23 protein-coding genes are annotated in these 26,480 nt (G+C 35.6%); 11 read left to right on the forward strand and 12 right to left on the reverse strand.

Annotated features, from left to right (window positions below; translation table 11 throughout):
• Positions 1 to 11: 11 nt before the first annotated feature.
• Positions 12 to 1,397 (reverse strand): peptide MFS transporter, encoded by a 1,386-nt coding sequence (locus ORL93_RS24695; protein ID WP_097795472.1) that lies wholly within the window; start codon positions 1,395 to 1,397, stop codon positions 12 to 14.
• Positions 1,398 to 1,974: 577 nt separating this feature from the next.
• On the opposite strand from ORL93_RS24695, the gene brnQ1 reads away from it, so the two are divergent.
• Complete coding sequence (brnQ1, locus tag ORL93_RS24700; protein ID WP_412676874.1) at positions 1,975 to 3,276, forward strand: branched-chain amino acid transport system II carrier protein BrnQ1; 1,302 nt, start codon at positions 1,975 to 1,977, stop codon at positions 3,274 to 3,276.
• Positions 3,277 to 3,317: 41 nt separating this feature from the next.
• On the opposite strand, the gene ORL93_RS24705 is transcribed toward brnQ1, so the two are convergent.
• Positions 3,318 to 3,866: a DUF3916 domain-containing protein gene (locus ORL93_RS24705; protein ID WP_097795474.1), complete on the reverse strand. Its 549-nt coding sequence runs from the start codon at positions 3,864 to 3,866 to the stop codon at positions 3,318 to 3,320.
• A 214-nt stretch (positions 3,867 to 4,080) separates the two neighbouring features.
• Between ORL93_RS24705 and ORL93_RS24710 the strand changes: the two genes are divergently transcribed.
• Entirely contained in the window at positions 4,081 to 5,802 is a 1,722-nt protein-coding gene (locus ORL93_RS24710; protein WP_097795475.1) for an ABC transporter C-terminal domain-containing protein, read from the forward strand.
• Positions 5,803 to 5,836: 34 nt separating this feature from the next.
• Here ORL93_RS24710 and ORL93_RS24715 read toward each other — a convergent pair whose 3' ends face one another.
• Together ORL93_RS24715 and ORL93_RS24720 are read right to left on the reverse strand one after the other, a co-directional pair.
• Positions 5,837 to 7,390, reverse strand: a complete 1,554-nt coding sequence (locus ORL93_RS24715) for a hypothetical protein (RefSeq protein ID WP_006093561.1) — start codon at positions 7,388 to 7,390, stop codon at positions 5,837 to 5,839.
• A 182-nt stretch (positions 7,391 to 7,572) separates the two neighbouring features.
• Entirely contained in the window at positions 7,573 to 8,964 is a 1,392-nt protein-coding gene (locus tag ORL93_RS24720) for an amino acid permease (protein ID WP_018781970.1), read from the reverse strand.
• A gap of 273 nt (positions 8,965 to 9,237) precedes the next feature.
• Between ORL93_RS24720 and ORL93_RS24725 the strand changes: the two genes are divergently transcribed.
• The 3 genes from ORL93_RS24725 (at position 9,238) to ORL93_RS24735 (ending at position 11,350) form a co-directional block, all read left to right on the forward strand.
• Entirely contained in the window at positions 9,238 to 10,530 is a 1,293-nt protein-coding gene (locus tag ORL93_RS24725) for an NCS2 family permease (protein ID WP_018781971.1), read from the forward strand.
• 175 nt (positions 10,531 to 10,705) lie between these two features.
• Positions 10,706 to 10,906, forward strand: a complete 201-nt coding sequence (locus ORL93_RS24730; protein WP_016113146.1) for a helix-turn-helix transcriptional regulator — start codon at positions 10,706 to 10,708, stop codon at positions 10,904 to 10,906.
• 9 nt (positions 10,907 to 10,915) lie between these two features.
• Positions 10,916 to 11,350 carry a hypothetical protein gene (locus tag ORL93_RS24735; RefSeq protein ID WP_097795476.1) on the forward strand — a complete coding sequence of 145 codons (435 nt, stop codon included), beginning with the start codon at positions 10,916 to 10,918 and terminating at the stop codon, positions 11,348 to 11,350.
• 116 nt (positions 11,351 to 11,466) lie between these two features.
• Here ORL93_RS24735 and ORL93_RS24740 read toward each other — a convergent pair whose 3' ends face one another.
• From ORL93_RS24740 to ORL93_RS24775, 8 genes are all read right to left on the reverse strand, one after another.
• Positions 11,467 to 11,904 carry a GNAT family N-acetyltransferase gene (locus ORL93_RS24740; RefSeq protein ID WP_097795477.1) on the reverse strand — a complete coding sequence of 146 codons (438 nt, stop codon included), beginning with the start codon at positions 11,902 to 11,904 and terminating at the stop codon, positions 11,467 to 11,469.
• A 16-nt stretch (positions 11,905 to 11,920) separates the two neighbouring features.
• Positions 11,921 to 12,154 (reverse strand): DUF4022 family protein, encoded by a 234-nt coding sequence (locus ORL93_RS24745; protein WP_080740155.1) that lies wholly within the window; start codon positions 12,152 to 12,154, stop codon positions 11,921 to 11,923.
• Positions 12,155 to 12,317: 163 nt separating this feature from the next.
• Complete coding sequence (locus ORL93_RS24750; protein WP_097795478.1) at positions 12,318 to 14,147, reverse strand: monovalent cation:proton antiporter family protein; 1,830 nt, start codon at positions 14,145 to 14,147, stop codon at positions 12,318 to 12,320.
• Positions 14,148 to 14,386: 239 nt separating this feature from the next.
• Positions 14,387 to 14,692 carry a cytochrome aa3 quinol oxidase subunit IV gene (gene qoxD, locus ORL93_RS24755; RefSeq protein ID WP_003195276.1) on the reverse strand — a complete coding sequence of 102 codons (306 nt, stop codon included), beginning with the start codon at positions 14,690 to 14,692 and terminating at the stop codon, positions 14,387 to 14,389.
• Positions 14,693 to 14,694: 2 nt separating this feature from the next.
• Positions 14,695 to 15,297, reverse strand: a complete 603-nt coding sequence (gene qoxC / locus ORL93_RS24760) for a cytochrome aa3 quinol oxidase subunit III (RefSeq protein WP_003195274.1) — start codon at positions 15,295 to 15,297, stop codon at positions 14,695 to 14,697.
• 13 nt (positions 15,298 to 15,310) lie between these two features.
• Positions 15,311 to 17,245, reverse strand: a complete 1,935-nt coding sequence (gene qoxB, locus ORL93_RS24765) for a cytochrome aa3 quinol oxidase subunit I (RefSeq protein WP_006093567.1) — start codon at positions 17,243 to 17,245, stop codon at positions 15,311 to 15,313.
• A gap of 33 nt (positions 17,246 to 17,278) precedes the next feature.
• Complete coding sequence (gene qoxA, locus ORL93_RS24770; RefSeq protein ID WP_003205897.1) at positions 17,279 to 18,154, reverse strand: cytochrome aa3 quinol oxidase subunit II; 876 nt, start codon at positions 18,152 to 18,154, stop codon at positions 17,279 to 17,281.
• A gap of 283 nt (positions 18,155 to 18,437) precedes the next feature.
• Positions 18,438 to 19,856, reverse strand: a complete 1,419-nt coding sequence (locus tag ORL93_RS24775; protein ID WP_097795479.1) for an amino acid permease — start codon at positions 19,854 to 19,856, stop codon at positions 18,438 to 18,440.
• Positions 19,857 to 20,292: 436 nt separating this feature from the next.
• Here ORL93_RS24775 and ORL93_RS24780 point away from each other — a divergent pair, with 436 nt between their 5' ends.
• The 6 genes from ORL93_RS24780 (at position 20,293) to ORL93_RS24805 (ending at position 26,407) form a co-directional block, all read left to right on the forward strand.
• Positions 20,293 to 21,006, forward strand: a complete 714-nt coding sequence (locus tag ORL93_RS24780) for a C39 family peptidase (RefSeq protein WP_097795480.1) — start codon at positions 20,293 to 20,295, stop codon at positions 21,004 to 21,006.
• A gap of 122 nt (positions 21,007 to 21,128) precedes the next feature.
• The gene (locus ORL93_RS24785; RefSeq protein ID WP_098018182.1) at positions 21,129 to 22,310 is read left to right on the forward strand and encodes a M20 family metallopeptidase; all 1,182 of its coding nucleotides are present in this window, start codon (positions 21,129 to 21,131) and stop codon (positions 22,308 to 22,310) included.
• A 196-nt stretch (positions 22,311 to 22,506) separates the two neighbouring features.
• The gene (locus ORL93_RS24790) at positions 22,507 to 23,985 is read left to right on the forward strand and encodes a spore germination protein (protein WP_006093571.1); all 1,479 of its coding nucleotides are present in this window, start codon (positions 22,507 to 22,509) and stop codon (positions 23,983 to 23,985) included.
• Position 23,986: 1 nt separating this feature from the next.
• Entirely contained in the window at positions 23,987 to 25,108 is a 1,122-nt protein-coding gene (locus ORL93_RS24795; protein ID WP_006093572.1) for an endospore germination permease, read from the forward strand.
• Positions 25,092 to 26,258, forward strand: a complete 1,167-nt coding sequence (locus ORL93_RS24800) for a Ger(x)C family spore germination protein (protein ID WP_098160910.1) — start codon at positions 25,092 to 25,094, stop codon at positions 26,256 to 26,258. The genes ORL93_RS24795 and ORL93_RS24800 overlap by 17 nt, the downstream gene beginning before the upstream one ends.
• Positions 26,259 to 26,269: 11 nt before the next feature.
• Complete coding sequence (locus ORL93_RS24805; RefSeq protein WP_018781979.1) at positions 26,270 to 26,407, forward strand: hypothetical protein; 138 nt, start codon at positions 26,270 to 26,272, stop codon at positions 26,405 to 26,407.
• Positions 26,408 to 26,480: the final 73 nt, after the last annotated feature.

Below are 26,480 nucleotides of genomic sequence, written 5' to 3' on the forward strand. Positions count from 1 at the left end.
CCTCAGCTTTTTTAGTCCATCCATTTTACCAGTTTTTTAGAAAGTAGTAATAAAACACATCCTAAAACAATAGCGACTGCTCCTATAACTGTGAATACTTCTGAATATCCAAGTGAAGTTGTAAAACTAGCGAGTTGACCACCTAAAATGTTGGCGACCCCTGAACTAGCGAGCCAAACGCCCATCAGTAATGAAGCGAGTTTTACTGGTGCAAGAGAACTGACCATTGATAATCCAACAGGTGATAAGAACAATTCACCTAATGTGTGGAAAAGGTAAGTAAAGACAATAAATAGTAGGTTTGCTTGCTCTGTAATGTTGTGCTCATCACTACCTGTTTTTAATGTAGCGATAACAAGAACGATATAACCGATTCCAAGTAAAATCATACCGAGTCCCATTTTTGTTGGGATTTTTAAATCTCCACGTTTTGTTGTAGCCAGCTTAGCCCATAGTGCTGAAATAGCGGGAGCAAGCAAAATGATAAATAGTGGATTGACTGATTGGAACCAAGATGTTGGGATTTCCCATCCGAACACAGAACGATCAACAAACTTGTTTGTATATAACGTTAGCGAGCTACCAGCTTGTTCAAAACCAGCCCAAAAGAAGACGACGAAGCAAGTTAGAATAACGATAACTGCTGTATGTTGTTTTTCTTTTTTTGTGAGTGGTGTATTACCAGCTGTTTGTTTCCCTGATGCTGTTTGTAAATCTATTGTTGGTTTTTTACCGATATCACCAAGGTAGCGATTAGACAATGTTGTAAATAAAATTTGTCCAATAATCATACCGATTGAGGCAGCTAAGAATCCGTAACGGAAGCCGTAATGAACAACGCCATCTACTGTTGTTTTGAATAAATTTTCTGATAAAAATCCGCAAACGAGTGGAGCTAAAAATGAACCGACGTTAATACCCATATAGAAAATGGTAAATGCACTATCACGTTTTGGGTCGTTTTCTTCATACAGTTGTCCAACAAGTGTAGAAATATTTGGTTTGAAGAAACCATTACCAATAATAATAAGCGCGAGTCCAAGGTATAGGCCGATTTGGTTTTGCAGGGCAAATAGCGTAAGGTTACCGATTGCCATTGTCATGCCACCTATCGTGATAGCTAAACGTCTTCCAAGAAATCGGTCAGTTAAGTATCCACCAATCATTGGAGTAAAGTAACACGCTCCAGTGTAAAAGCCATAGATAGAAAGTGCCCACCCGGGACTAAATCCAAGACCACCGCTTACTAAAGCTGTTGTTAAGTATAGTGTTAATAACCCTCGTAATCCATAGTAACTAAATCGTTCCCACATTTCTGTGAAGAAGAGTAAGTATAAACCTGGAGGATGTTTCTTGTTTCGTTGTTGTTTTTTCTCAAGTTGTATCGTTGATTCCATTTCAGTTTCCTCCTGACACAAACAAAAACAAGGTTAATAGTTTTGTATATGTAATAGTTTACTTTATTAACTATTGCGTGTCAATAAAGGTTGATTTTTCAGAAGAAATTGGAAAACAGAGCGGATGTAGAATGGGGATTTCTTTTGTGGTAGACTATGGACTATGTTTGTTTTAGCGTATAAGTGAAAATTGAAAAACAATGTAAAACCTTTCTTTTTAGATGGAAGAGAGCATCCGACTATGTATAGAAGCGGTTAGGGCCTTTTTTAGCCCCATGCCATGGAAAACAAAAGGAGAAAACGAGTGGAGGTCTGCTTTTGTTTTCAAAGCCGCAACTGATATGTTGGAAAATCAAAATCGAGTTATATACCTCTTTTTTTAAATGGGAGAGAGCATTTGTTCATGGATAGAAGCAGTCAGATCCTTTTCCTGTCTCATACTAAGTGAAGACAAAGAGAGAAGATGAGTGCGAATCATCTTTTGTTAGGCGTAGCCGCAATTTATATGTGGAACAAACAAAATGTATATAGGATGAAAAGGATTCCACTTTATATGAAAGTAACGAAGGAGAAAGAAATGAAATCATTACAGAAAAAAGAAATTTTACTTATGAGTCTGATGTTATTTTCCATGTTTTTTGGAGCTGGAAATCTTATTTTTCCACCTTTCCTTGGATATGAAGCGGGGAATCATGTATGGATTGCATTGTTGGGCTTTATCATATCAGCAACTGGACTTCCGATATTAGGTGTAATAGCAATCGCTAAGGCCGGAAGTTTCCAAGAACTAGCAAATCGTGTACATTCCTCTTTTGCAATTATTTTTCCTTGCTTAATTTATTTGTTTATCGGTCCTGGGCTTGGTATACCACGTGCAGGAAGTTTAGCTTTTGAAATGGGACCAGGTCAATTATTTCCTGATTCCGGTAGTGTGTTGCTACTTATCTATACAGTCATCTTTTTTAGCATTGTATATTGGCTAAGTTTATCACCATCAAAATTGATGGGGCTGTTTGGGAAACTATTAACACCTTTATTGTTATGTATGATTGCCCTTATTTTTATAAAGAGTATGATTACACCAGTAGGAGATGTTCAAGTACCAGTGGGGAACTATGGAAATACTCCAGTATTTCAAGGGTTTTTAGATGGGTATTTAACGATGGATGCTTTAGCAGCGTTAATCTTTGGAATTGTTGTAGCAAATGCTTTACGTGTAAAAGGAGTACAAGATGAAAAGGACATAGCAAAGTATATGAGCATGGCAGGTATCGGTGCTGGGCTATTATTATCTCTTATTTACGTTATTCTCGGATATGTCGGATCAATAAGTGGCTCACTTGGAAAATTTGATAATGGTGCACAAGTATTAGCTCATGTGATGACTATATTATTTGGACAGAGCGGTATGATATTATTAGGAATTATTTTTACAGTTGCTTGTTTGTGTGTATCGATTGGACTTGTTACATCTTGTAGTCAGTTTTTTACAGAAGTATTTCCAAGAGTCTCTTATAAAGTGTGGGCTTTTGCTTTAAGTGTTGTTAGTATGATTCTTGCTAATTTAGGATTAACACAAATTTTAAAAGTATCAGTCCCTATTCTTGGGTTTATTTATCCGATTGCTTTAACACTTATTATTTTAGGACTATGTCATAAGTATATCGGTAAGTATACGTATATATATCCAGTGACTATTGGACTAGTAGCGGTGTTTAGTGGAATAGATATTTTAAATCGTAACGTGCTACTTTCAAAATGGACATCTATATTAGAACACATTCCTTTATATACAGAAGGAGTAGGATGGATGATTCCAGCGATTGTAGGTGGCTGCTTAGGAATGATTGTAAGTGCTTGTATGAATAAAAAGGATTAGAAGAAAAAGGTGTTTTCTATACTGGAAAACGCCTTTTTTGTTTAATCTAATTCACCTATAAACCAAATTTCTTTGTCATTGTAATCAGAATCAGTAAAAATTTCTGTATATCCTTTTACTTGTAATTCGTTAGGTATATGTAAGCCGCATTCTTGTTCAATATCGCGTTCTTGTGGTAATGGAATCCACTGTGGTCCGTCCATGTATCTACCTAGAAAGCCTTCAAAAAATCGTTCTATTCCTTGTTTACTACATACAACTAAGATATTAGAAGCGTGTAAATTAGGAAAAGAGACAACAAAATAAATACGATACTCTTTTTCAGTTGTAGTTTTTATACGGATTAAATGCTCTACTCGATTGATTGCTGTTTGTAAATAAAATCGTTTAATCGAGTTCGATTTACGTTTTGAATGCATATAAGAAGGATTGAAGGGGAGTGGAATAGACCAGGAACTTAAAGCAGACTGTTCATTAGCATTTGGTAAAGAGTTTGTATGTATAGTCGTATATTGCAAGAAATTCCGACATGCACGCCGTAGACCACGAGTTTTCTTTTTTGAGCCATTGTTCCCAATCGATTGTTTCAAAGCAATACCTCATAAGCAATATTTTCTATTTTTCTAGTTAAGCTGAAAAATAGAAGGGGAAATGCTATTTGTTACTATAATAGCAGAAGTTAGAAAATATTAGGGAAAATTCTCTTAAAAAATGAATAAGCTAATAGTATGATATAGGTAATTGGTAATTTCACCAATTATAGGTATATTACTGTTTTAGCAGCAAGATTATAGGGGGGAGAGAATGAAAGAGGATTTAAACAAAAAAATAGAAGCTCTAGAAACAGCAATTGATACAATACAAGAGGCGCTCTATGAATTAAAGGTACAGCAAAGGGAAATAGAAGTAGAAAAAGTTCAACAGGAAAGAGAGCAGAAGAAACAAGAAACTAGTATCCCTGCACCAAATGTGAGAAAAGAAGAAATTGTGGTTAGTGAAGAAAGAGTGAAAGAACCAGAAGTAAAACAAGTAGATATTTCTGCATTTAAGCCTGAACCGTTTGATATTATAAAATTTTGTCAAACATGGCTGCCACGTATTTTCGTTGCTATTATGCTACTTGGGGTAATTTGGCTCTTTAAAGCGGGAGTAGATGCGGGATTACTTACTCCAGCAATTCGTATTGTATTTGGCGTAGTATTATCAGTTGGTTTGTACTATGTAGGTGATCTGCAAATAAAACAGGAACGTCAAGCTTTAGGGTTAGTATTAGCTGGGGGGAGTATTACAGGTATTGTTTTAACAACATTCGCTGCACATTATTTGTATCATTTTTTTCCAGCAAGCATTGCATTTATACTTAATATTATTTGGATTATACTTGGCATCTATCTAGCTAAGCGATATCAATCAGAGTATCTCGCTATATTTGTATCTGTAGGTGCCTTTTTTGTACCGTTCTTATTAAATAGTACAACACCTAATTCTTACATTTTCTTTGGATATGAAGCAATATTAACGATTAGTTTATTATGGTATGCGTATAAGAACCGTTATCAATATTTATATATGGTGTCTTATTGTGTTTCTGTACTTGTAACATTTGTCTTCTTTGTCATTATGACAGTGTTACTAGGAAATTTAAATGTACAATTAACAGTTGTTTATGGATTCATTCATATTACACTTTTTTGGCATATGTTTATGAACCGAAGTTTTATTTATCAACCTAGAATGGCGTTGTTTAGTGCGAATGCAATCTTCTTTATTATGGCAATTGTAAAAATTCCAGACTTTACAACATGGGGATTATTGATTAGTACAATTGTGCACGCTGTAATGTTTGTAGCTGAATATACGAAAAATAAAAAATCATTATTTACGGATCTTTTATTTGGATTTGCAATGGGATCGTTTAGTTTAGCGATTTTATATGAGTTCAGCTTAGTAAATGGATCGATCGTCTTAATGTTACAAGGATTCTTAGGTGTTGTTACTTCTGTTAAATTGAAACAAGAGATTAAGTTTTATATAAGCGCTGTCATTTATGCGATTGGTATGCTTCAAACGCTCGTTAGTCCATTTGAAGCATTTATGTCAGCTGCTTTTGTAGCTCACTTCATTTTGCTTGGAACATTTTATTATGGCATGATGAGAGTGAAACCAATGTTACAACATTTTGGAAAACATGTGTATTCGATTACACTGTACGGCTTTATGGTACTTGTATTTATTACAATTACTAGAATAGGAGAGGTTCTTTCAACAAGCGGAAGTATCATTAGTATACCTGTCTCTCTTTTATGGATGATATATGCTTTAGTTTCAGTTTGGTTTGGGCGTAATAGAAGAATGAATGAAATACTGTATGCGGGGCTAGTGGTGTTAGTTGTGACAGTGAGTAAGTTATTCTTCTTAGATTTACCAGAAGTATCAATGATGATTCGTGCAGTATTATTCTTACTTATTGGTGGACTAGGAATTGTTATTTCTAGAATGTTTTTCTCAAAAGAAAAAGATGAGTAGTAAAAAAGCAATCCATTTAGGATTGCTTTTTTTATTATTTATTATTAATAGTGACAGCTTCATTATATTTTGTCGTTGTATTTTGACGAAGACGCAAAGTGGCTTGTCCAGTTGTATTTGGTGCGAGTTGTACATTTACTACTTTTTCAGCAAAACCTAGACTATTTGTTATGAAAGAGAATGCATTACTATATCCAAAGCTAGAAGGCCAAGTACCATTTTCATTTTGGATTTTCGCAACTTGTGATCCTCCAGTTGTGAAAATTCCTAGAGAATAATTACTATATGTTGTATTTGGTAATAAGTTATTTAATTGAATTTTCACTTGGAATACTTCATTGTTTGGCAGGATACTAGGATGCGTAACTACGTAATTATTTACAGGTGTAGTTACTGTACTGCTATATCCATATGAACCTGGCTTAAATGTATTTGTATTGAACCATTTATATCCTTGATTTGGGGCGCTCCAAGGTTCTGGTTGTGGCTCAGTTGATAAATTAGGTTGCTCAAATGTTTGTAAAGGTGTTGGGTTATCAAGTTGTAAGCCATTTACTTGATCTAAACTTGTATAGGTTTCTTGTTTAGATAACCAATTAACGATATTTTCCAATAAGATAGCGTCATTTTCTTCTTTATACCCATCATATGTTTTTTTTGCTTGTCCTGTATCTTCACGAACATATTTTGGTGAGGCATCCTCAACAGGAGAAGAATCGCCGATAAATGCTGCTTTTCCAAGACCAACTTTAGCAATAGCAGCAAAAGGACCTTCTGCAATACCGCCACCATTATAAACACCACTATCAACAGCGTTATTCCATTTTGATGGGTTTTCTGGAAGGTACACGATTCCTTTTGCTAATTTAGTGTTTGTAATGGCAAGTGTAGAACCAGCATGCATAGCTACTGATGAAACACCTTTCGTAATACCAAAGGATTGTTCAGGTGATACAATATTTTTGGCAGAAACATCTCCAAGCGCATTATAGCGAAAGCGAATACCAAAGTTTTGAGATAACCAATCGGAGCTTTCTACTCCTTGCATTGCTGGCGAGTTTGCTTCTTCACTAGACATACCTTTTGCAGGGTTGTCCCATGCACCACGTCTGTATCCATTAAATACCTCTGAAGAATCCCAGCGATTCTTATTTCGGTCTGCATTATAATGATCTGCGATAAAGAAAATACTACCACCATTTTTAACATACTGTAACATAGCATCTTGTTCAGATTTTTTATAAGGAATATTTGCTTCAGGAACAATAAACACATTATAATCTTTTAAATTTTCATATGTAATAGGTGTAGATTGGCGAAGCTCTTTTACAAAATATCCATTTTTAGAAATACCATTTCCAAAATCGGAAAAACCACCATCAATGACCCAATCAGCTGTACCTGCTGTTTGCCCATGTGTATTATCAAATAATACTTTCTTCCCATTGTTTTGATTTACAACTTTTGCAGCAATTTCAGGTGCTGGATCTGTAGAACTTTCAGCGAAAGCAGGTGGAATATAAGTGCTTCCGATACTGAGTGTAATTGCTGTTGCTAAAGAAAGTTTAAGCCATTTTTTGTTCTTCATAGAAGAATCCCCCTAATAATAAATATATGTCCCTTAATAATGTAATGGATTTTTTTATGAAAATAAAGATGGAAAATGTGAAATATACAAAAAATTTGTAAGAATAACATGAATTTTGTTGATAAATATTTGTGTGAAAAATAAGAAAACCCCTTCCTCGCTATCAGGAAGGGGTAACATATTTAACTGATTTTTGAATTTTCTACAGCATCTATCTTATGAAATCCTTTTAAGTAATATACAACTACCAATGCAATTAACCAAATTGGACCAACAATTAATGCAATTCGTGTATCCTCTGAATAAGCCATAATTCCTAATACTAATGTAAGGAAACCGAGTGAAAAATAAGAACTTAATGGATACAAAGGCATTTTATACGTTAAATTTTGCTTAGTTTGTGCTGGTAATCCTTTTCGGAATCGGATTTGGGTAACTAATATGATCCCCCATGTCCAAATTGCGCCGAACGTTGAAATACTAGTAAGCCATGTAAATACTTTTGCAGGAACAAGATAGTTTAAAATAACACCAGCTAGTAGGACGAAAGAAGTTGCTAAAATTCCTTTACTTGGAATCCCATTTTTATTCAAACGGCCGAACTTTTCAGGTGCCTTTTTTTGTTGCGCCAATGTAAATAACATACGTCCCGTACTAAATAGACCACCGTTACAAGAAGAAAGAGCCGCTGTTAAGACGACAAAGTTAATAATCCCTGCTGCTTTTGCTATACCAATTTGTTGGAATGTTAATACAAATGGACTTCCTTTATCGCCAAGTTCATTCCATGGATAAATTGCCATCATAACAAATAAGGCTCCAACGTAGAACAGTAAAATACGCCAAAATACGTTATCAATTGCTTTTGCGAGTGTTTTCTTTGGATTTTGTGCTTCACCAGCTGTGACACCGATGAGCTCGACTCCTAGATAAGCGAATAAAACCATTTGTAAGGAAAGAAGTAACCCAGAAAAACCATTTGGAAACCATCCGCCGTGTGACCAAAGATTTGAAATACCAGTGGCGATACCATCATTTCCAAATCCAAATAAAATAATTCCTGTACCAATTACAATCATACTGATAATTGTGACAATTTTAATTAAAGCAAACCAAAATTCAAGTTCCCCGAATACTTTTACAGATAAAAAGTTAAATGCACTCATTAATACGAGAGCCATTAATGCCCAAATCCAGCGCGGGATATCCGGGAACCAAAACTCCATATAAATACCAGCGGCAGTGATTTCTGCCATACAAGTAACAACCCATAAAAACCAGTAGTTCCAACCAGTGATATAACCTGCTAACGGTCCTAAATAATCATGTGCATATTTGCTAAAAGAACCAGCAACAGGCTGTTCAATTGCCATTTCCCCAAGAGCGCGCATAATGAAGAAGATAACGAGTCCAGCAATCATATAGGCTAACAGAATAGAAGGGCCAGCTAATTTAATAGCGGAAGCAGATCCTAAAAATAGTCCTACGCCAATAGCGGATCCAAGAGACATCAACGTGATGTGTCGTTGTTTTAGACCGCGGTTTAAATTTCCTGATTTGTTTGTGTGCTGCATAAAAAGCCTCCTTATAGGATGAAAAAGTTTGAATGCGTTTGCATAAAAGTGAAACTATTTTAAATTATAAAACATTTCTTTCTGTTATGCTACAAAAATTGTCGGTGTATGCTGTACTATATCTATATTTGTCAGACCTAAACTTAAAATTCAAACTATTATTGAATACATTGACTCTTCTTTTTATTGATTGGTAAGATTAAGTATTACATTTTCTCGTATAATAATAAGAATGTGTGATAATAATTCATTGTGTAGGAAGGGTACTTAAGCATGTTTCAATTACAAAAGTATAACACTTCTGTGAAGCAAGAGATTTTAGCTGGCATCACAACGTTTTTTACATTTGCGTACATTCTTGTCATCAATCCGAAAATATTATCTGATGCAGGTGTACCTTTTGATCAAGCATTTACGGCAACCATTATTGCGACAGTTGTCGGAACATTATGTATGGCGTTTTTTGCAAATTATCCAATCGTCATTGCTCCAGCCATGGGGATGAATGCATACTTTGCTTATTCTGTTGTACAAAAAGCAGAAGGCATTACATATGTTATTGCGTTTTCAGCAGTATTTGTAACAGGTATTATTTTTCTTTTACTATCTTTCACATCATTTCGTCAAAAGCTTATTGTAGCAATTCCAGATAGTTTAAAACAGGCTATTGCAGGTGGAATTGGGTTATTTATTGCTTTCATTGGTCTTCGTTTATCTGGGATTATCGTTGATCATCCATCTAATTTAGTTACAATTGGAGATTTTCATTCACCAGCTGTTATTTTAACACTAATTGGTTTAGTGTTAGCAGCAGTGTTAATGGCATTACGTGTGAGTGGTGCACTATTTATTAGTATGATTGTGACGGGCATCATTGCCTTTTTTACAGGTCAACTTAAGTTTGAGGATAAAATTGCAGCTATCCCTCACTTACCAAAGGGGATCATTGTTTCAAATCCGATGACTGCGTTATCTGATGTGATTGAATATGGATTATACGGAGTTGTGTTTTCATTTTTACTTGTACTGTTATTTGATACAACAGGTGCCTTGCTTGGTTTAATTAAACAAGCTGGTTTAAGTACAGATAACACTGAAAAACGTTTCGGTAAAGCATTTATTGCTGATGCAATCGGTGGTACAACGGGAGCAGTATTCGGGACAAGTCCGACAGCAGCAACGATTGAATCATCAGCGGGAATTGCAGCAGGTGGTAAAACAGGATTAACAAGTATTGTAGTAATCTGCTTAACGATAGTTACTGCATTTTTCAGTCCTGTTATTGCCTCTTTATCAAGTGTAGCAGCAATTACTGCTCCATCATTAATCATTGTAGGAAGTCTAATGGCACAAAGTATTCGCGATATTAACTGGAATGAATTTGAAGATGCATTACCGGCGTTTTTAATTTTCGTAGGGATTCCATTAACATCTAGTATTGCGAATGGAATTGCACTTGGATTTTTAATCTATCCTATCTTAAAGATTGTGAAAGGGAAAGGGATGGAAGTTCATCCGCTTCTTTATTTCTTTGCGATTTTGTTTGGATGTCATTTATTTTTATAATGAGATAGAAAAAGGTACTCCTCATAGGTAGTACCTTTTTTCGTGTATAATAAGGTAAAACTTTTATTCGTAGAAATGGATAATTCGTTATGAAGAGAGAAATTGCATTTCAATAATAATGTAATTTAATAATGGAATATATAAGTTACAATTAATAGTGAAGGAGGGGCATGGATTGGCTGTAAGTAAAATAAAGGTCGCTCGTGTTCAGTTAGATTTGACACAACAACAATTAGCAGAAAAAGTAGGAGTTACACGGCAAACGATTAGTTTAATTGAAAAAGGAAAATATAATCCTTCTTTAGATTTGTGTTTAAAAATTTGTTATGCCGTAAATCAAACGTTAAATGATTTATTTTGGGAGGATAAGGAGTGAAGGATATCGATGAGGATCGTGAAAGATGAACGCTTAATGATTCAAGGACTAAAACATACTAGAATAGCATTTGTTTTACAAAACCTTGTGATATTAGGTATGGTTTTTTACCGTTATGTCATAAAAGGAGTGGGATATGAAGGGGTTTCTGATTTACTGATGTTATTTATAGTTGGGATAACATCAGTAAACTTTTTAAATTTAAAACAGTCAGTAGATGTATATGAAGGCGGAGAACCGGTGAAACGAAGCTATTTTTTCAAATTGTTATTGCTCCCTATTACACTTGCAATTGTAATTATGGGAATTAATATGATTGTAACACCAAATGCTTCTTTAAAGGGCACAGGACTAATTGGTCTTGTTATATTTATTTGTTTCTTGGTACCATCGTTATATGCTTACAATTATAGAAGAACAATACGATCTGAAGAGGATGAATGAGACATAGAAAAACCTTCCGTGCATATGGAGGGTTTTTCTATGTCTTTTAAAGAGAAAATATGAAAAATCCCCCACCTACCTCAAGCTCGTGTAGAGGTAGGGAGGGGTAGTTCAATTCATAATGTTTTATACATTAATTTATGAAGTCCAATCGGATGTATATCGAATGTTTCACCATGCTCAAGGAATCCTAATCGTTTGTAGTAATCTGTAATGGTAATACGAGCATTACACCATAATATCTCTGCTTGACGCTCTTTTAAGATTACTTCAGCTTGTTGGATTAATGAGCTACCGGCATGTTGTTTCCGAAAGGTAGGTACTGTAGCCATGCCTCGTAAACGATAGTGATGGTTACCCTGTAAGGAAGGGGGGATTTCATGAGAGAACGAAGCAATGCTAATGAGTTTATCATTTAAGAAGGCACCGAGATGAAAGGAATTTGTTTCGTAATCAGATGGGTATTTACAATCTTCCAATTGTTGAGTTGGACGTAAAATTTTTTGACGTAGTTCGTATGTTTCGGAGGCGTCAATACATTTAATTGTAACCATACATAATCCACCTTTCTTATGAAGATTTTTCTATGAGTTGTAAAAAGAAATAGGCCGGCGCAACACAAAGGCCTAATATGCTACAAGTACCAATAATAAGGGAAAGAAAGAGACAAAAGTATTTCGTTCCATTTGGCTTCTTCCATCCATAGCTGCAAATTTCAATGCTAATACCGATGAGAATAATGGCTACAAGTACCTCTGCTAATAATAAAAGAGCTAAAGTTGAAATAGACATAGTGTGATTCATCCTCATAATTTATGATAGTAATATTTTACCATAAGGAAGTAAGAATCTTAAGAAAAAAATTAAAAGTATTATGGTTTAGGGAAACAAGGAGTAATTGTTTTGTGTTATTTTTTACATGTCGATTTAAAAAGTCCCCTCTCAAATTTTGAAAGGGGACTTTTTGCTATTCTAATATGCTTTTCATTGTATCAATGTGCTCTTTTGATCCTGTTACAAGAAGTGTATCACCATTTTGTAATTTTGTATCACCGTGTGGTATTAATGCTTTATTACCGCGATAAATTTGAATGATGAGTACGTCACCTAGGAATGGCAAGCGACGAAGCGGTAAACCGTTATATGTATTACTACGTAATTCCACTTCACGAACCGTTTCATTCGCAGTCGTAATTAAACGAACGAGACTCGGCTTATCAATGAGTGCACGTAATAAAATGCGTGTGGAGTTAATCGTCGAGAATACAGCAATATGCTCTTGCGTTGCTTTTTCCTGTAAAAGAGGATCTTCTACACTTGCAATGACATGCTCAACGCCTAATTCTTTTGCGTGTTCTGCTAATAATAAGTTTTGCTCATCATCACTTGTTGCGACGACAACTCGATCTGCGTCGAAGGTTTTTTGTTCTTCTAATAGTTCTATTGTAATTGTATCTAGTTTTACGATTGGGAAGTCATGAGATTTTGCTTCCTCGGCATTTACTTTATTTTGACGCATCATGTATAGTGTTACATCATAGTCTTCGCGTTTTAAATCAAGTGATAATGGAAGCGTGATTCGACTTGCACCAATAATAGAAACTCTTGGTTTTGGTGTTTCCACTTTTGGAAACATCTTTTTAAATAATACAGGTGCAAAAATACATGTAATAACTGCACTCAAGATAAGTGAAGCAGACAGACTCGGACTAATAATATTTAACTTTTCACCAATTTGTGCTGCGGCAATAACTAATGAAAGTGTAGAAGTTAATAAAATAGCACTTCCTAATACGATATTATGTGGGTACCATTTTCGCAGTACAAGTGATGGTAATAATTTTGAAATAAAGAGTCCAACAATTAAAATTGGAATCATTAACATACTAGAAGGCTCTTTAAAAATAGACCATACTTCTAGATTAACACCAACCATTACAAAGAAAATTGGAATGAAGAAACCATATCCGATGGAATCGAGTTTTTCAACCATATCTTCATTTGGTGATAATAAGGATACGAGTACACCTGCTAAAAAGGCTCCTAAAATGTTTTCTGCACCAACAGATTCAGATAATCCGACTAGTATTAAAATAAGCGCAAAAACAGCACGTGTGTCAATTTGTACACTACCAGCTTTTAGGCTTTCCAGGTATGGAATATTTTTAAAGCGTCTTGCAACAAAGTAAATTACAATACCTGCCCCAAATAGAACGAGAAGAAGCCACATGCTCTGACCGCTTTCGGAGTTTAATCCAACGAAAACAGCGAGTAAAATCATTGTAACTAAGTCCGCAATAACGGCGACTAACAAAATAATTTGACCGATTGCTGTTTTTCCTAAGTTGTTTTCTTTTAGTGTTGGGACAACAACACCTAAAGAAATCGTTGAGATAATCAATGTCATGAACATCGCGTTATCTACAAATCCAAGCCATACAAATATAAGTGATAGGGCATAGGATAAGATGAAAATAAATAAGAAGATAATGCTTGCTGCTTGGAACGTATTGGGTTCATTCGTCTTATTCTTTTTCCCTTTTTGTTTAAAGATAGAAAAATCAATTTCTAAACCGCTTAAGAACATTAAGAAGATAAATCCTAGCGTTGATAAAACTTGTAGCCACATATCTGGCTCGATAATATTAAATCCACTTTTTCCCACAAAAATTCCTGCAATAATTTCGGCAACAACGACAGGAAGTGCTTTTAGTTTAAAGCGTTGTAACAAAAGGGGAATGAAAAACGCGATTGCGACAACAATCATAAGTGATAGGACTGAGGAATGGTGTTCCACTGCGTTCTCTCCCTTCAAATAATATAGTACTCATTTTAGCCATATTATAGGAAGAAAAGCAATGCATGTGAACTCGATTCCATAAAGAAAGAGTTTTCTTAACATTTGTCATAATAAGTATAGGTTTCATGTTTATGTTTTAATTGCCGTAATGTGGATGATAAGAGAGGGGAAGAGAAAATAGTACAATAAATAAAAAAAGACTGCTGAGATTACCTCAGCAGTCTTTTTCATGTTCATTACATAGAGAAGAAAATCCAAACTGTACCAACAACCGTTACTGCAGCGATGAAAAAGTGGAATACGATTGTGATTGTTTGTATTACTCCTTCGCCTTCTGTCATGTGCATAAACATAACAAATTGCAATGCTGCTTGTGCCACAGCCATTACAAGAATGGCTGTTAAGATTGTTGAAAGTGGCAAGCTTGTATATAACGTTACATATACAGCGAGGAACGTTAATGCAAGCGATAAAATAAATCCGAAAACGTGTGACCATGGAAAACCGCTATGTGCGTTTGCTTGAGTATTGTTTTGTCCCATTATTACGCCACCATCCCATTCAAGTAAACTAGTGTGTAAATGAAGATCCAAACAACATCAAGGAAATGCCAGTATAAGCTGATAATAAATACTTTACGAGCTGTAACTGGTGTTAAACCTCGTTTTAAAATTTGGATAACAACACAAGTTGCCCAAATGATACCAGCTGTTACGTGGGCACCATGCGTTCCAAGAAGAACGAAGAATCCAGATAAGAATCCGCTTGTTTGGATTGTTGCGCCTTCTGCAACATAAGCCATAAACTCTTCAACTTCAAAGAAAAGGAAGCCTGCACCTAAAATTAATGTGAAGATGAACCATCCTAACATTGCTTTTTGGTTGTGCTTACGCATTTCATGAATTGCGATACCGCATGTAAAACTACTTGTTAAAAGTAGGAGCGTTTGAATTAAAAGGGTTTTAAGTTCAAACAGCTGAGCTGGTGTAGGGCCATCAGCCGTACGACCAGCAAGTACTAGATAAGAGGCGAAAAGTGTTGCGAACAGCACGATTTCAGCCCCAAGAAAAATCCAAAACCCTAAAATATTCAATCTGCTTTGTTCGGATTGATATTCTAGAGGTAAGCTTTTATCTAAAGCCGCCATTTCGTTTCACCTCTCATGCAACATGTTCTGTCTTTTTAATTTCATCTACGCTAACGTAATATCCGTCGTCGTAATCAAACGAGCGCCAGATCATACAACCTAACATACCAATACCACCGACAATTGCTAACCAGAACCAGCTAAATACTAGTGCAAAACCTGCAAGACCGATAAAACAAGACATAATGATTGGAACGCCTGTAGTACTTGGCATATGAATTGGTTTCAACTCTTCAGGTTTTGGTGTAATAGTTTCGCCGTTCTTCTTCATTTCCCAGAATACATCGCTAGACTTAATTTCTGGTAATTTTGCGAAGTTGTAATGTTGTACTGGAGATTGTGTTGCCCACTCAAGTGTACGAGCATCCCAAGGATCTCCGGTTACATCGCGCTCACCGTGACGAATGCTATAAACTACGTTGTAGCATAATAAGGCGAAGCCAATTGCCATCATTACTGCACCGACAGATGCGATTTGGTTTAACCAACCCCATCCAAGGTCTGCAGAGTAAGTGTACATACGACGAGTCATACCATCTAAACCTAAGAAGTACATTGGGAAGAAACAAATGTTAAATCCACTCATAAAGATCCAGAATGTCCATTTACCAAGGCGTTCATTTAGCATATGACCAGTCATCTTCGGATACCAGAATGTAAATCCAGCAAGCATCGCGAATACTGTACCAGCGATTAATACGTAGTGGAAGTGAGCGATTAGGAAGTAGCTGTTATGGTATTGATAGTCAGCTGCTGCCATCGCAAGCATAACACCCGTAACTCCACCAATTACGAAGTTTGGAATAAATGCCAATGACCAAAGCATTGGAACTGTAAAACGGATACGACCTTTATAAAGCGTAAACAACCAGTTAAAGATTTTAACACCGGTTGGGATCGAAATTGCCATTGTTGAAATCGAGAAGAATGAGTTAACTGCTGGTCCTGCACCCATTGTAAAGAAGTGATGCAGCCATACAAGACCACTTAGAGCTGCGATTGCAACCATTGAATACACCATTGCTGTATATCCAAATAAGCGCTTGCGTGAGAATGTACTTACGATTTCAGAGAAAATACCGAATGCCGGTAAAATAACGATATATACTTCAGGGTGACCCCATACCCAGAACAAGTTCGCCCAAAGCATTGGCATACCGCCGCTTGCCATTGTAAAGAAGTGAGCATCAAATAGACGGTCGAATGTCATTAATGCAAGAGCAACTGTTAATACTGGGAAAGCAAAGATAATGATTACACATGTAATTAAAATAGACCATGTAAACATTGGCATTTGCATTAACTTCATGCCTGGTGCACGCATTTTTAAGATTGTTACCATGAAGTTAATCCCTGTCATCAGCGTCCCGAGACCTGAAATCTGCAATGCAATTGCATAGAAATTATTTCCTACTCCAGGTGAGAATTCTGTACCAGCCATTGGGAAGTATGATGTCCACCCAGCGTCTGGAGAACCACCGATAACGAAGGCGATGTTAAATAACATAGCACCTACGAAGAATAACCAAAAACTTAATGCATTTAAGAAAGGATATGCAACGTCACGTGCTCCAATTTGAAGAGGAACAACAACGTTCATAAGTCCCATAACAAACGGCATTGCCATGAAGAGAATCATAACCGTACCGTGTGTTGTAAATATACCATTATAGTGTTCAGCGTTTAAATATGTTGTGTCAGGGAACGTTAACTGGGCACGAATCATTAATCCGTCCATACCGCCGCGGAACATCATTACAATTGCTGAAATGATATACATAACCCCAATTTTCTTATGGTCAACAGAAGTTAACCACTCATCCCAAAGCCATCTCCATTTTTTGTACTTTGTTAGCACAAAAAGGATCGCTAACGTCACAAGAACAATAGATACGTCCGCTCCATAGATAATCGGATCGCCTGTGACAAAAAATTCATCAAGCTTCACTATATTCACTCCAATCTGTCGGAATATTCGTTATTACTTTTTGTTTTTGTAGTAGTTGTAATCACAATATTCAAGTGATTTTGGATCTACGTATTTTAAATGTGTATTAGTGAATGTCATACGCCCTACTACACCAGGTTTAATGATTTCATTGTATTTTTCTTCTGTAAGTGGTTTAGCAGTTTCTTTTACTTCTTTTACCCACTTGTCATACTTTTCTTTTGTTTTTGCTTCAAGCTCAAATTCCATGTCAGTGAATCCTTCGCCAGAGAAGTTTGCGCTACGGCCAATGTAAGAACCTGGCTTATCAGCCTGTAGATATAAGTCCATAATCATGCCATCCATTGTGTATTTCATACCACCAAGCTCTGGAATCCAGAAGGCATTCATTGGACCAACAGAAGTTAGCTTAAATTGAATTGGTACACCTGCTGGTACATTTAAATAGTTAACGGTTTCAATATTTTCCTCTGGATAACTGAATAACCATTTCCAGTTGGCAGATGTAACGTAAATTTCAACTGGTTTCATATCTTTTGTTTGCTCTGGCTGCTTTTCCGATGCAAATGTTGCTTTTACTGTTGGGATTGACAATGCAATCACGATGATAACAGGGAAAATAGTCCAGATAATTTCTAAAAGAGTATTACCGTGTATATCAGGTGGCTCATAGTCCATATTTTCTGGTTTTTCACGGTAACGAATCAAGATGACTGTAAACAAGATAAATACAATTGCAATAATCAACGACATGAGTATGAATGACCAAACGATTAAATCATACTGTGTTTTTGCAACAGGCCCCTGCGGATTTAATACTGCAAGTTTTTTATCACAGCCACCGAGGAACAAGAGTAGTGATAGTGGAAGAAGCGAAGCCAACTTCCAAAATTTTTTTTTCAGTTGCACGATTGAAAATCTCCTTTCTCCTTGGATTGAAACTATGCCAATAAAACAATATAAACCTATTAATTTATAGAAGGCAATAGTTTTTGTCATATTGTTAAAAAATAGACACAAATGCACACTTTTTACGGTGAATATCATTTGTAACTTGATAACATTGTAAACTATTTTTTTGATGAAAACATGATTGTAAAAATTTTAAGATAAATAAAGTTATACCAGCATATCCAAAAAATAGAAAAAAACTATCTTATCATAGGATAAGATAGTTGAATATTTTATATATTTAGTTTATTTCTTGTGTAATATTTCGTTGCTGTTCAAATGTGACAACTTTTTTATATTTAATTTGATACAAGATGTAGCAAATAATCATAAATGGAATTCCGCAATAAAGTGCGATGCGTTGATCCGGTATAAAAGCTAAACTAACGAATGTAATGAAATTTAAAGAAAAAGCAACAATTGGAACGATTGGATAAAGCGGTGTACGATATTTTAAATCGTTTATATTTCCGCCATTCTTTATAAAATCTCTTCGAAAGAAAAATTGTGAAGCAGCAATTGACATCCAGACGACAACTGCTGCCATCGCGGCAATTGATGTTAGTACTAAAAAGACTGTATCTGCTGCAAATATGCTTGTTAAAAGCGAGAGGCTTGCAAAGACTAAGCTGAAAATTAAAGCATTCAGTGGTATTCCCTTTTTTGTTAATTTCGCAAATGCAGGACTTGCCATACCTTGTTTTGACATAGCCCAAAGCATACGTGAATTCGCGTATAATCCTGAATTTGCTACTGATAGTACAGCAGTAATAATGACAAAATTCATAATGTCAGCCGCATATGGAATACCAACTGTATCAAAAACAAGTACAAATGGACTTTCTACAAGATTAGCCTCCTGCCATGGAAGTAAACCAACAACAACAGCAATTGCTAGTACGAAAAAGAATAAAGTACGCCAAATTGTATTTCTAATTGCTTTTGGAATTGTTTTTTCAGGGTTTTCACTTTCACCTGAAGCAATTCCAATTAGTTCGGTTCCTTGGAAGGAATAATTTACAGTAATCATTGTGAGAAGAACAGCTAAGGCGCCATTTGGAAATAATCCACCATTTTCGGTGAAGTTATGAAGCATTGGTGCGGGTTGCCCATTGAAATCTAAGAACCCAAACATAACAGCGCCTCCAAGTATAATGAAGACAACAATTGTTGAGACTTTTACACTGGAAAACCAAAACTCCGTCTCTGCAAATGCTTTTGTTGATAAAGCGTTTACAAGAAAAAGGATTACTGCAAATGTAACACACCAAATCCATGAAGATACGTCTGGAAACCAACGCTTCATTAAAATGCTAACAGTCGTTAGCTCTACCCCAACTGTAACAGCCCAGTTTAACCAATACATCCAGCCAACGACAAATCCAAAACCAGGTGAAATAAATTTGCTTGCATAACTTTGGAATGAACCTGCTTCTGGCATGGCAACGGATAATTCGCCAAGACAGAGCATTGTTAAATACATGACGAAACCACCAACTAAAAATGCAAGGATTGCCCCACCAGGTCCGGCATTATGGACGATTTGTCCTGATCCCATGAATAATCCCGTACCGATGACACCTCCGAGCGCAATCATAAAAAGGTGTCTGCTTTTCATTGTACGTTTTAAACTAGTTTGTTCTGTAGTTGTTTGATTCATATTCCCTTCACCCCGTACTTTTCTCTTGTTTGTTTTACTCAATGAATATTGAGCTTGCTTCGTTTCGCTAATCATCAGTGGGGGATAAAAAACATACTGATTGCAGTTTTCTTTATGTTCCTATACGAATGGATTACGTATATTTTCTGGGTGCTTGAGTAGTCATAAAAAACAACAACGAAACGATTAGTGTTCCTTGATTTTTGTTTTGTGAATAAAAGAAATTCAATTTCTTTAACCACATTAAACATTTTTAATTCTAGCAAAATATTCTGAAAATGTATATTCATTTTTCTTTTTATTACAAAAAATTAGAATTTTAAAACAGTTAAATTGAATAATAATTCATATAATCTTTCTAGCAAACTAGGTAGAAGAAAGGTACAATAAAAAGGATAGTGTTTGATGAAAATAATGATGTAATGGAGTTTTGCATATGTTTAAAAAATTCAAATATATATGTATTGTAGGAATTATACTTGTTGTTGCTATTTTTGTAGGGAAAAATAAAATTCTTCAAAAAGTACAAGAGTTACGAGTGAATTTTTTGTTTGATATGAAAGAAACAGCTATGATTGAAAATGTTCCATTTATAAAACAACTTCCGGAATTACAGCGAGGTTGTGAGGTTACGAGTTTAGCAATGTTATTGCAGTATAAAGGTGTACAAGTGGATAAGATGCAACTTGCAAGTGAAATCAATCATGTTCCATTTAAAGAAAATAATCTTCGAGGAAATCCTCATGAAGGATTTGTTGGAAATATTTATACGAAATCCGAACCAGGTTACGGTGTTTATCATGGGCCGATTTTTAAACTTGCAGAAAAATATGTACCTGAAAAAACGATTAATTTAACTGGAAGAGAGATTGAAGATATATATAAAGTCATTAGTTCAGGCTCACCAGTATGGGTAATTGCAAATACAACGTTTCAGCCGCTAGCTGAGGAGAGTTTTGAAACCTGGAATACAAATAACGGTGATGTGAAAATTACATATTATGAGCATAGTGCAGTAGTTGTTGGGTACGATCAAAACTTTGTATATATGAATGATCCGTTAGCTAACAATCCGAATAAAAAAGTATCACGTTCTGAATTTGAAAAAGCGTGGGAACAAATGGGAAAACAAGCAATTACTATTTTATAAAAATAAAAGCTATCTAATGTTAGGTGGCTTTTATTGTAAGTTAAATATTCTGAATATTGTTTATTTTGTTTTTACTTCGAGCTATAATAACGTTTAGCTTAGTGAAGAAAGGAAGAGGATAGATGGGTGAAATCAAAGGTATTGTTCTTTCTAAAGAACGATTAATAAAATGGAGAAGGCATTTTCACAGATATCCAGAGTTATCTTTTCAAGAAGAAAAAACATCTCAGTATATATACGACATACTTCAAACAATTCCTCATCTAGAAATTTCAAGGCCGACAAAGTACAGCATGATGGCAAGATTAATTGGTGAACAACCTGGAAAAGTGATTGCAATTCGTGCTGATATGGATGCCCTTCCAATTCAAGAAGAAAATCAATTTGAATTTGTTTCTACATATCCAGGAGTGATGCATGCATGTGGGCATGATGGTCACATTGCAATGCTCCTTGGCACTGTATATGCGCTCGTAGAGCAAAGGGAAAAAATTAAAGGGGAAATTCGTTTTCTATTTCAACATGCTGAAGAAAATTTTCCAGGTGGTGCACAAGAAATGGTTGCAGCAGGCGTGATGGAAAATGTGGATTATATTATCGGGGCGCATCTTTGGGCTTCTTTAGAAGTTGGCAAAGTTGGTGTGATTTATGGTCCAGCGATGGCAGCGCCTGATGTATTTAAAATATCAATAGAAGGAAAAGGTGGACATGCGGGTATTCCGCATGAAACAGTTGATAGTATTGCAATCGGTACACAAATAATTACGCAGCTCCAACAAATCGTATCGCGTCTTACGAATCCGCTAGATTCTCTCGTTTTATCTGTAACGCAGTTTCATGCGGGAACAACGCATAATGTAATTCCAGAACAGGCAACAATTGAAGGGACGGTAAGAAGTCTGAAGCATGAATTACGAGAACAAACTGCGCAGCGAATTGAAAAGTTTGTTAAACATATTACGGAATCTTATGGCGCAAATTATACATTTTCATATGAGTACGGCTATCGTCCAGTTGTAAATGATGAACAGGTTACGCAATTTGTTGAAAATACAGCACTAGAGCTTTACGGAAGGGAACAAGTAGTTCGTTTAGAGCCGACGATGGCCGGAGAAGATTTTTCGGCCTTTTTACAAGAAGCGCCAGGCACATTTTTCTTTATTGGTGCTGGGAATAAAGAGAAGGGGATTGTGTATCCGCATCATCATCCTCGTTTTACAATTGATGAAGATGCTTTGCCGATTGGGGTAGAAGTTTTTGTTTCATCTGTGTTGAATTTTATGAGAAAAGGAGATAGTAGATAAAGTGAAACTTTAATCAGTGGGGGTTTTCTCCATCCCCCACTGATTATTAGCACTCACCAATCGGGAGTGTTACTGTCCGTTAATGCGGGATAAATAATTCATATGTAAGAGCTATCTTATAAAAGAGATAGCTCTTTTTGTATATATTTGTTTCTATTGGCGAAATCTAACTACAACTTGTTGAAAAGAAAGTTAGGTGGGGAATTTGTTAAAGTTAGATGCTAACTTATCTAAAATTACAAAGGAAATTCGAGAAAAGTTAGATTCACCTAATGATCTAACGGTTAGAGAATTTACACTTGCCGGTTGCTCTACACGTTGTGCGGTTGTTTTTTTATGCGGATTAACAGATAAAGATAATATTTATAAGTTTATTATCAGGCCACTTCAATATGAAGAATTACCAAAACAAGCTGCAATCATTCAAACTCTGCTGGATCGTTTCCTTTCTATTACAGAGGTGAGTATTGCAAAAACGTTTCCGGGGATTATAAATGCTCTTTTAGCTGGAGATACAATCGTACTAATTGATGACATTCCATCTGCGGTAGTTGTAAACAGTCGAGCGTGGGAAAAAAGAAGTTTAGAATCTCCGGTTACAGAAGCTTTAATCCGTGGACCAAGAATTGGATTTAATGAGGATATTAATGTAAATAAAATGTTAATTCGTCGTAGTCTGCGTGATCCGCAGCTCAGGTTTCAATCTTATATCATGGGGAAGCGTTCGCAAAAAGAAGTAACTTTAGTATATATAGAAGATATTATTAATCCTTATTTTGTAGAAGAGTTAAATCGAAGGCTCCAATCGATAGTAACAGATATTGTTCTTGAAACAGGAACAATTGAACAGTTAATTCAAGATAATAATTTGTCGCCTTTCCCGCAATTTTTGAGTACAGAAAGACCTGATAATGTAGTCGCTTCGTTGGCGAAAGGAAAAGCGGCAATTTTAGTAGACGGATCTCCTTTTGCTCTCATTGCCCCACTAGTTTTGATTGATATATTTCAATCCGTAGAAGATCATTATGAACGTTGGATAATTGGAACGTTACTAAGGTTTTTACGAATGGGGGCTGGTATTATTGCAGTTTTATTGCCAGCTATGTATGTAGCTCTTGTCTCTTATCATCAAGGGCTGATTCCATCGAAATTGGCTTATTCTATTGCTGGAGCGAGAGAAGGGGTGCCATTTCCAGCTTATATTGAAACGTTTATGATGGCGCTCACGATGGAACTGATAAGAGAGGCCGGTATCAGGCTACCAAGACCGATGGGGCAAACAATCGGAATTGTTGGTGGGCTTGTAATTGGAGAAGCGGCAGTAAGTGCAGGGATTGTAAATCCTTTTTTAGTAATTATCATTGCTGTAACTGCCATTGCTACTTTTTCTCTTCCGGTATATAGCATCACAATTACATTTCGAATTTTATTATTTGTATTCGTTTTAGCTGCTACAGTATTCGGACTATACGGTATTATTTTGGCTTTAATTGCGCTAGCAATTCATCTTACAAATTTAAAGAGTGTGGGAGTACCTTATACCACGCCTATTGCGCCAGCATTCTATAAAGATTGGAAAGAAGAAATTATTCGCTTACCAAAAGCAATGCTTAAGGAACGGCCAGAATATTTACAAACGAAGGATGATACATTACGTCCAAAGGAGCGGGAGTAAATTGAGACCATTTGAGTACGGGGATGAAGAAATTGGATCTCGTGAACTTGCTGTTGCAGTATCTTCAGCTATTATTGGTACTGGTGCATTGGCAATGCCAAGGGTCATTGCTACACAAACTTTGTTTTCTGATGGTTGGATCATTTTATTAGCGGGTGGAACTATATGTGCATTTTTTGCATGGTTTGTAACAAAAGTTGCGATTTTATTTCCAAAACAAAATTTTGTTGAATATACAAGTGTTTATTTAACAAAACCAGTTACTTACGTATTTAGTGTTATTTTGATTTTGACATTTGTTGCATTGACAGGGTATGAGGTCAGAACAATTTCTATTATTTCACAAATGTATTTATTTAGTGATACGCCTATACAATGGCTTTCTTTTTTCTTTTTACTGGTTGTGATTTACGGAGTAAGTGGATCAAGAGCTGCATTACTAAGACTGAATGTAATATTTTTACCGATTGTCCTAATAGCTATGTTGCTCTTGTCTTTATTAAATATAAATTTAATGGAGGTAGATAGCTTATTGCCAGTATTTCAAACAAAAGTAAGTAAATATGCAGCAGGAATTAAAGATTCTATTTTTACTTTTATTGGATTCGAAGTTGCTCTTTTTTATTCCATGATGTTGAAGGGGAATATAAAAAAAGCTCCTTTGGCTGTAGCCAAAGGAGTAATGGTAACTGTTATGTCGTATATTTTAATTTATGTAACCTGTATTAGTGTTTTTTCGTATATGACAACGAGGGGATTGACGTATCCTACAATTGAGTTGGGAAAGGAAATTGAAATTGGAGGAGGGTTTTTAGAACGATTCGACGCAATCTTCTTTACGACTTGGATTATTACGGTTTATAACACAACAGCTATGTATTATGACATTGCTTCTCTATTGTTTTGTGCAATGTTTTCTAAATTAAATAAACATATTTTTATTTTTATAAGTGCACCTATTATTTTTATGATCAATATGGTTCCAGGAGATGTGAGAAAGTTATCGGATTATGGTACATATTTAGCTTGGATAGATATGGGGTGTATCCTATTGGTGCCCTTACTAGTGCTAATTGTATATAAAATAAAAAGAAGGGCTGGTAGAAATGAAACGCCTTCTTAAATTCATATACCTGATTAGTTTGTTATGTTATCTCAGCGCTTGTTCCGAGCAACAAGAAATTGAGGAGAGAGGGTTTGTTGTAGGGGCAGCGTACGATCTTGTAAAAGAAAAAAAGTCCAATCCGGTTATGAAGGGAACATACCAAATGGTTTTGCCTAGAACGCTAACACCACAAGGAGCACAAGGAAATACGGGGAGTAAAAACTATATTAATATTAGTGCGGTAGCAGATGGGGTTTTTGAACAAATTCGTATCGTTGCTAAAAAGATTAGTCGTGCACTATTTTTCCCTCATATACAAGTGCTAATTTTTTCTAACGATTTGTTAGCAAAACCGTATGTGTTAGAAAATACATTGGATGTATATGTTCGTGACCATGAAATGAGACGGAACATTCGTATTTTTGTTTCTGAAAAAAAAGCAGAGGATATATTAAACCAAAGTGCAAAACCTGAGAATTTACCTGCAAAGTATATTGATATGTTAGTTGACCACGCTCCGAAAAATGCACAGATGATAGAAGCGGCTCGGATTGGTGATATTCAGGAGAAAATTACAGCTAAAAGAAGTTTTGTATTGCCTGTTTTAGGATTGACAAAACAAGGGGTGCAAATGAATGGAGCGGCTTTATTTAGAGGGAAGGATAATAAGCTTGTCGGTAGGTTGAGTGGAGAAAATACACTAGGATTAAATTATATTATTGGAAAGAAGATGGCGGGTTTTTTTACGATTCGTAAAGGGAATGAATTTGTTACATATGAAATTCATAAAATGCGTCGTAAAATTACTACGTCTGTTACAAATGCTACTAAGCCAAAGTTTGTTATTGATTTATCGTTAGAAGGAACTTTGGCGGAACTGCATTTTAGTGATCATGACCAAGTTGTGGAAGAGAAGAAACTAAAGCAGTATATTGCAAAAGAGATGAAAAAACGTATTCAAAAAACAATAAAAATTGTGCAAAAAGATTATAAGGTGGATGTATTAGGCGTGGGAGAAGAATATAAACGTCATGATTATAAAAAGTGGAGCAAAATAAAAAAGAATTGGGATCAAGGTAAGAACTATTTTAGTAATTGTGACATTGTGGTTCAAGTACATCCAACAATTGAACATTCGGGTTCTTCATTGCCGACTCGGGTAAAGTAGGAGGGGTTGTCTTGTTTACTAAATTAAGTATAACCTGCACGGTATTAATGGCAATTCTCCCATATACAGTATACTTTCTTCATAAGAAAATTATGGAGTATGGTGCACAGCCGTGGCAAAAGAATAAGCAAAAAAGGAAATCTGAATAAATCTCAGAATTCCTTTAATAATCAACGAAGCGTTAATGAGATTCCCTCTATTGATACCTGTCTCACTTTATCC

It is taken from the genome of Bacillus sp. DHT2 (assembly GCF_026241455.1).
GTDB classification, from domain to species: Bacteria; Bacillota; Bacilli; order Bacillales; family Bacillaceae_G; genus Bacillus_A; species Bacillus_A pseudomycoides.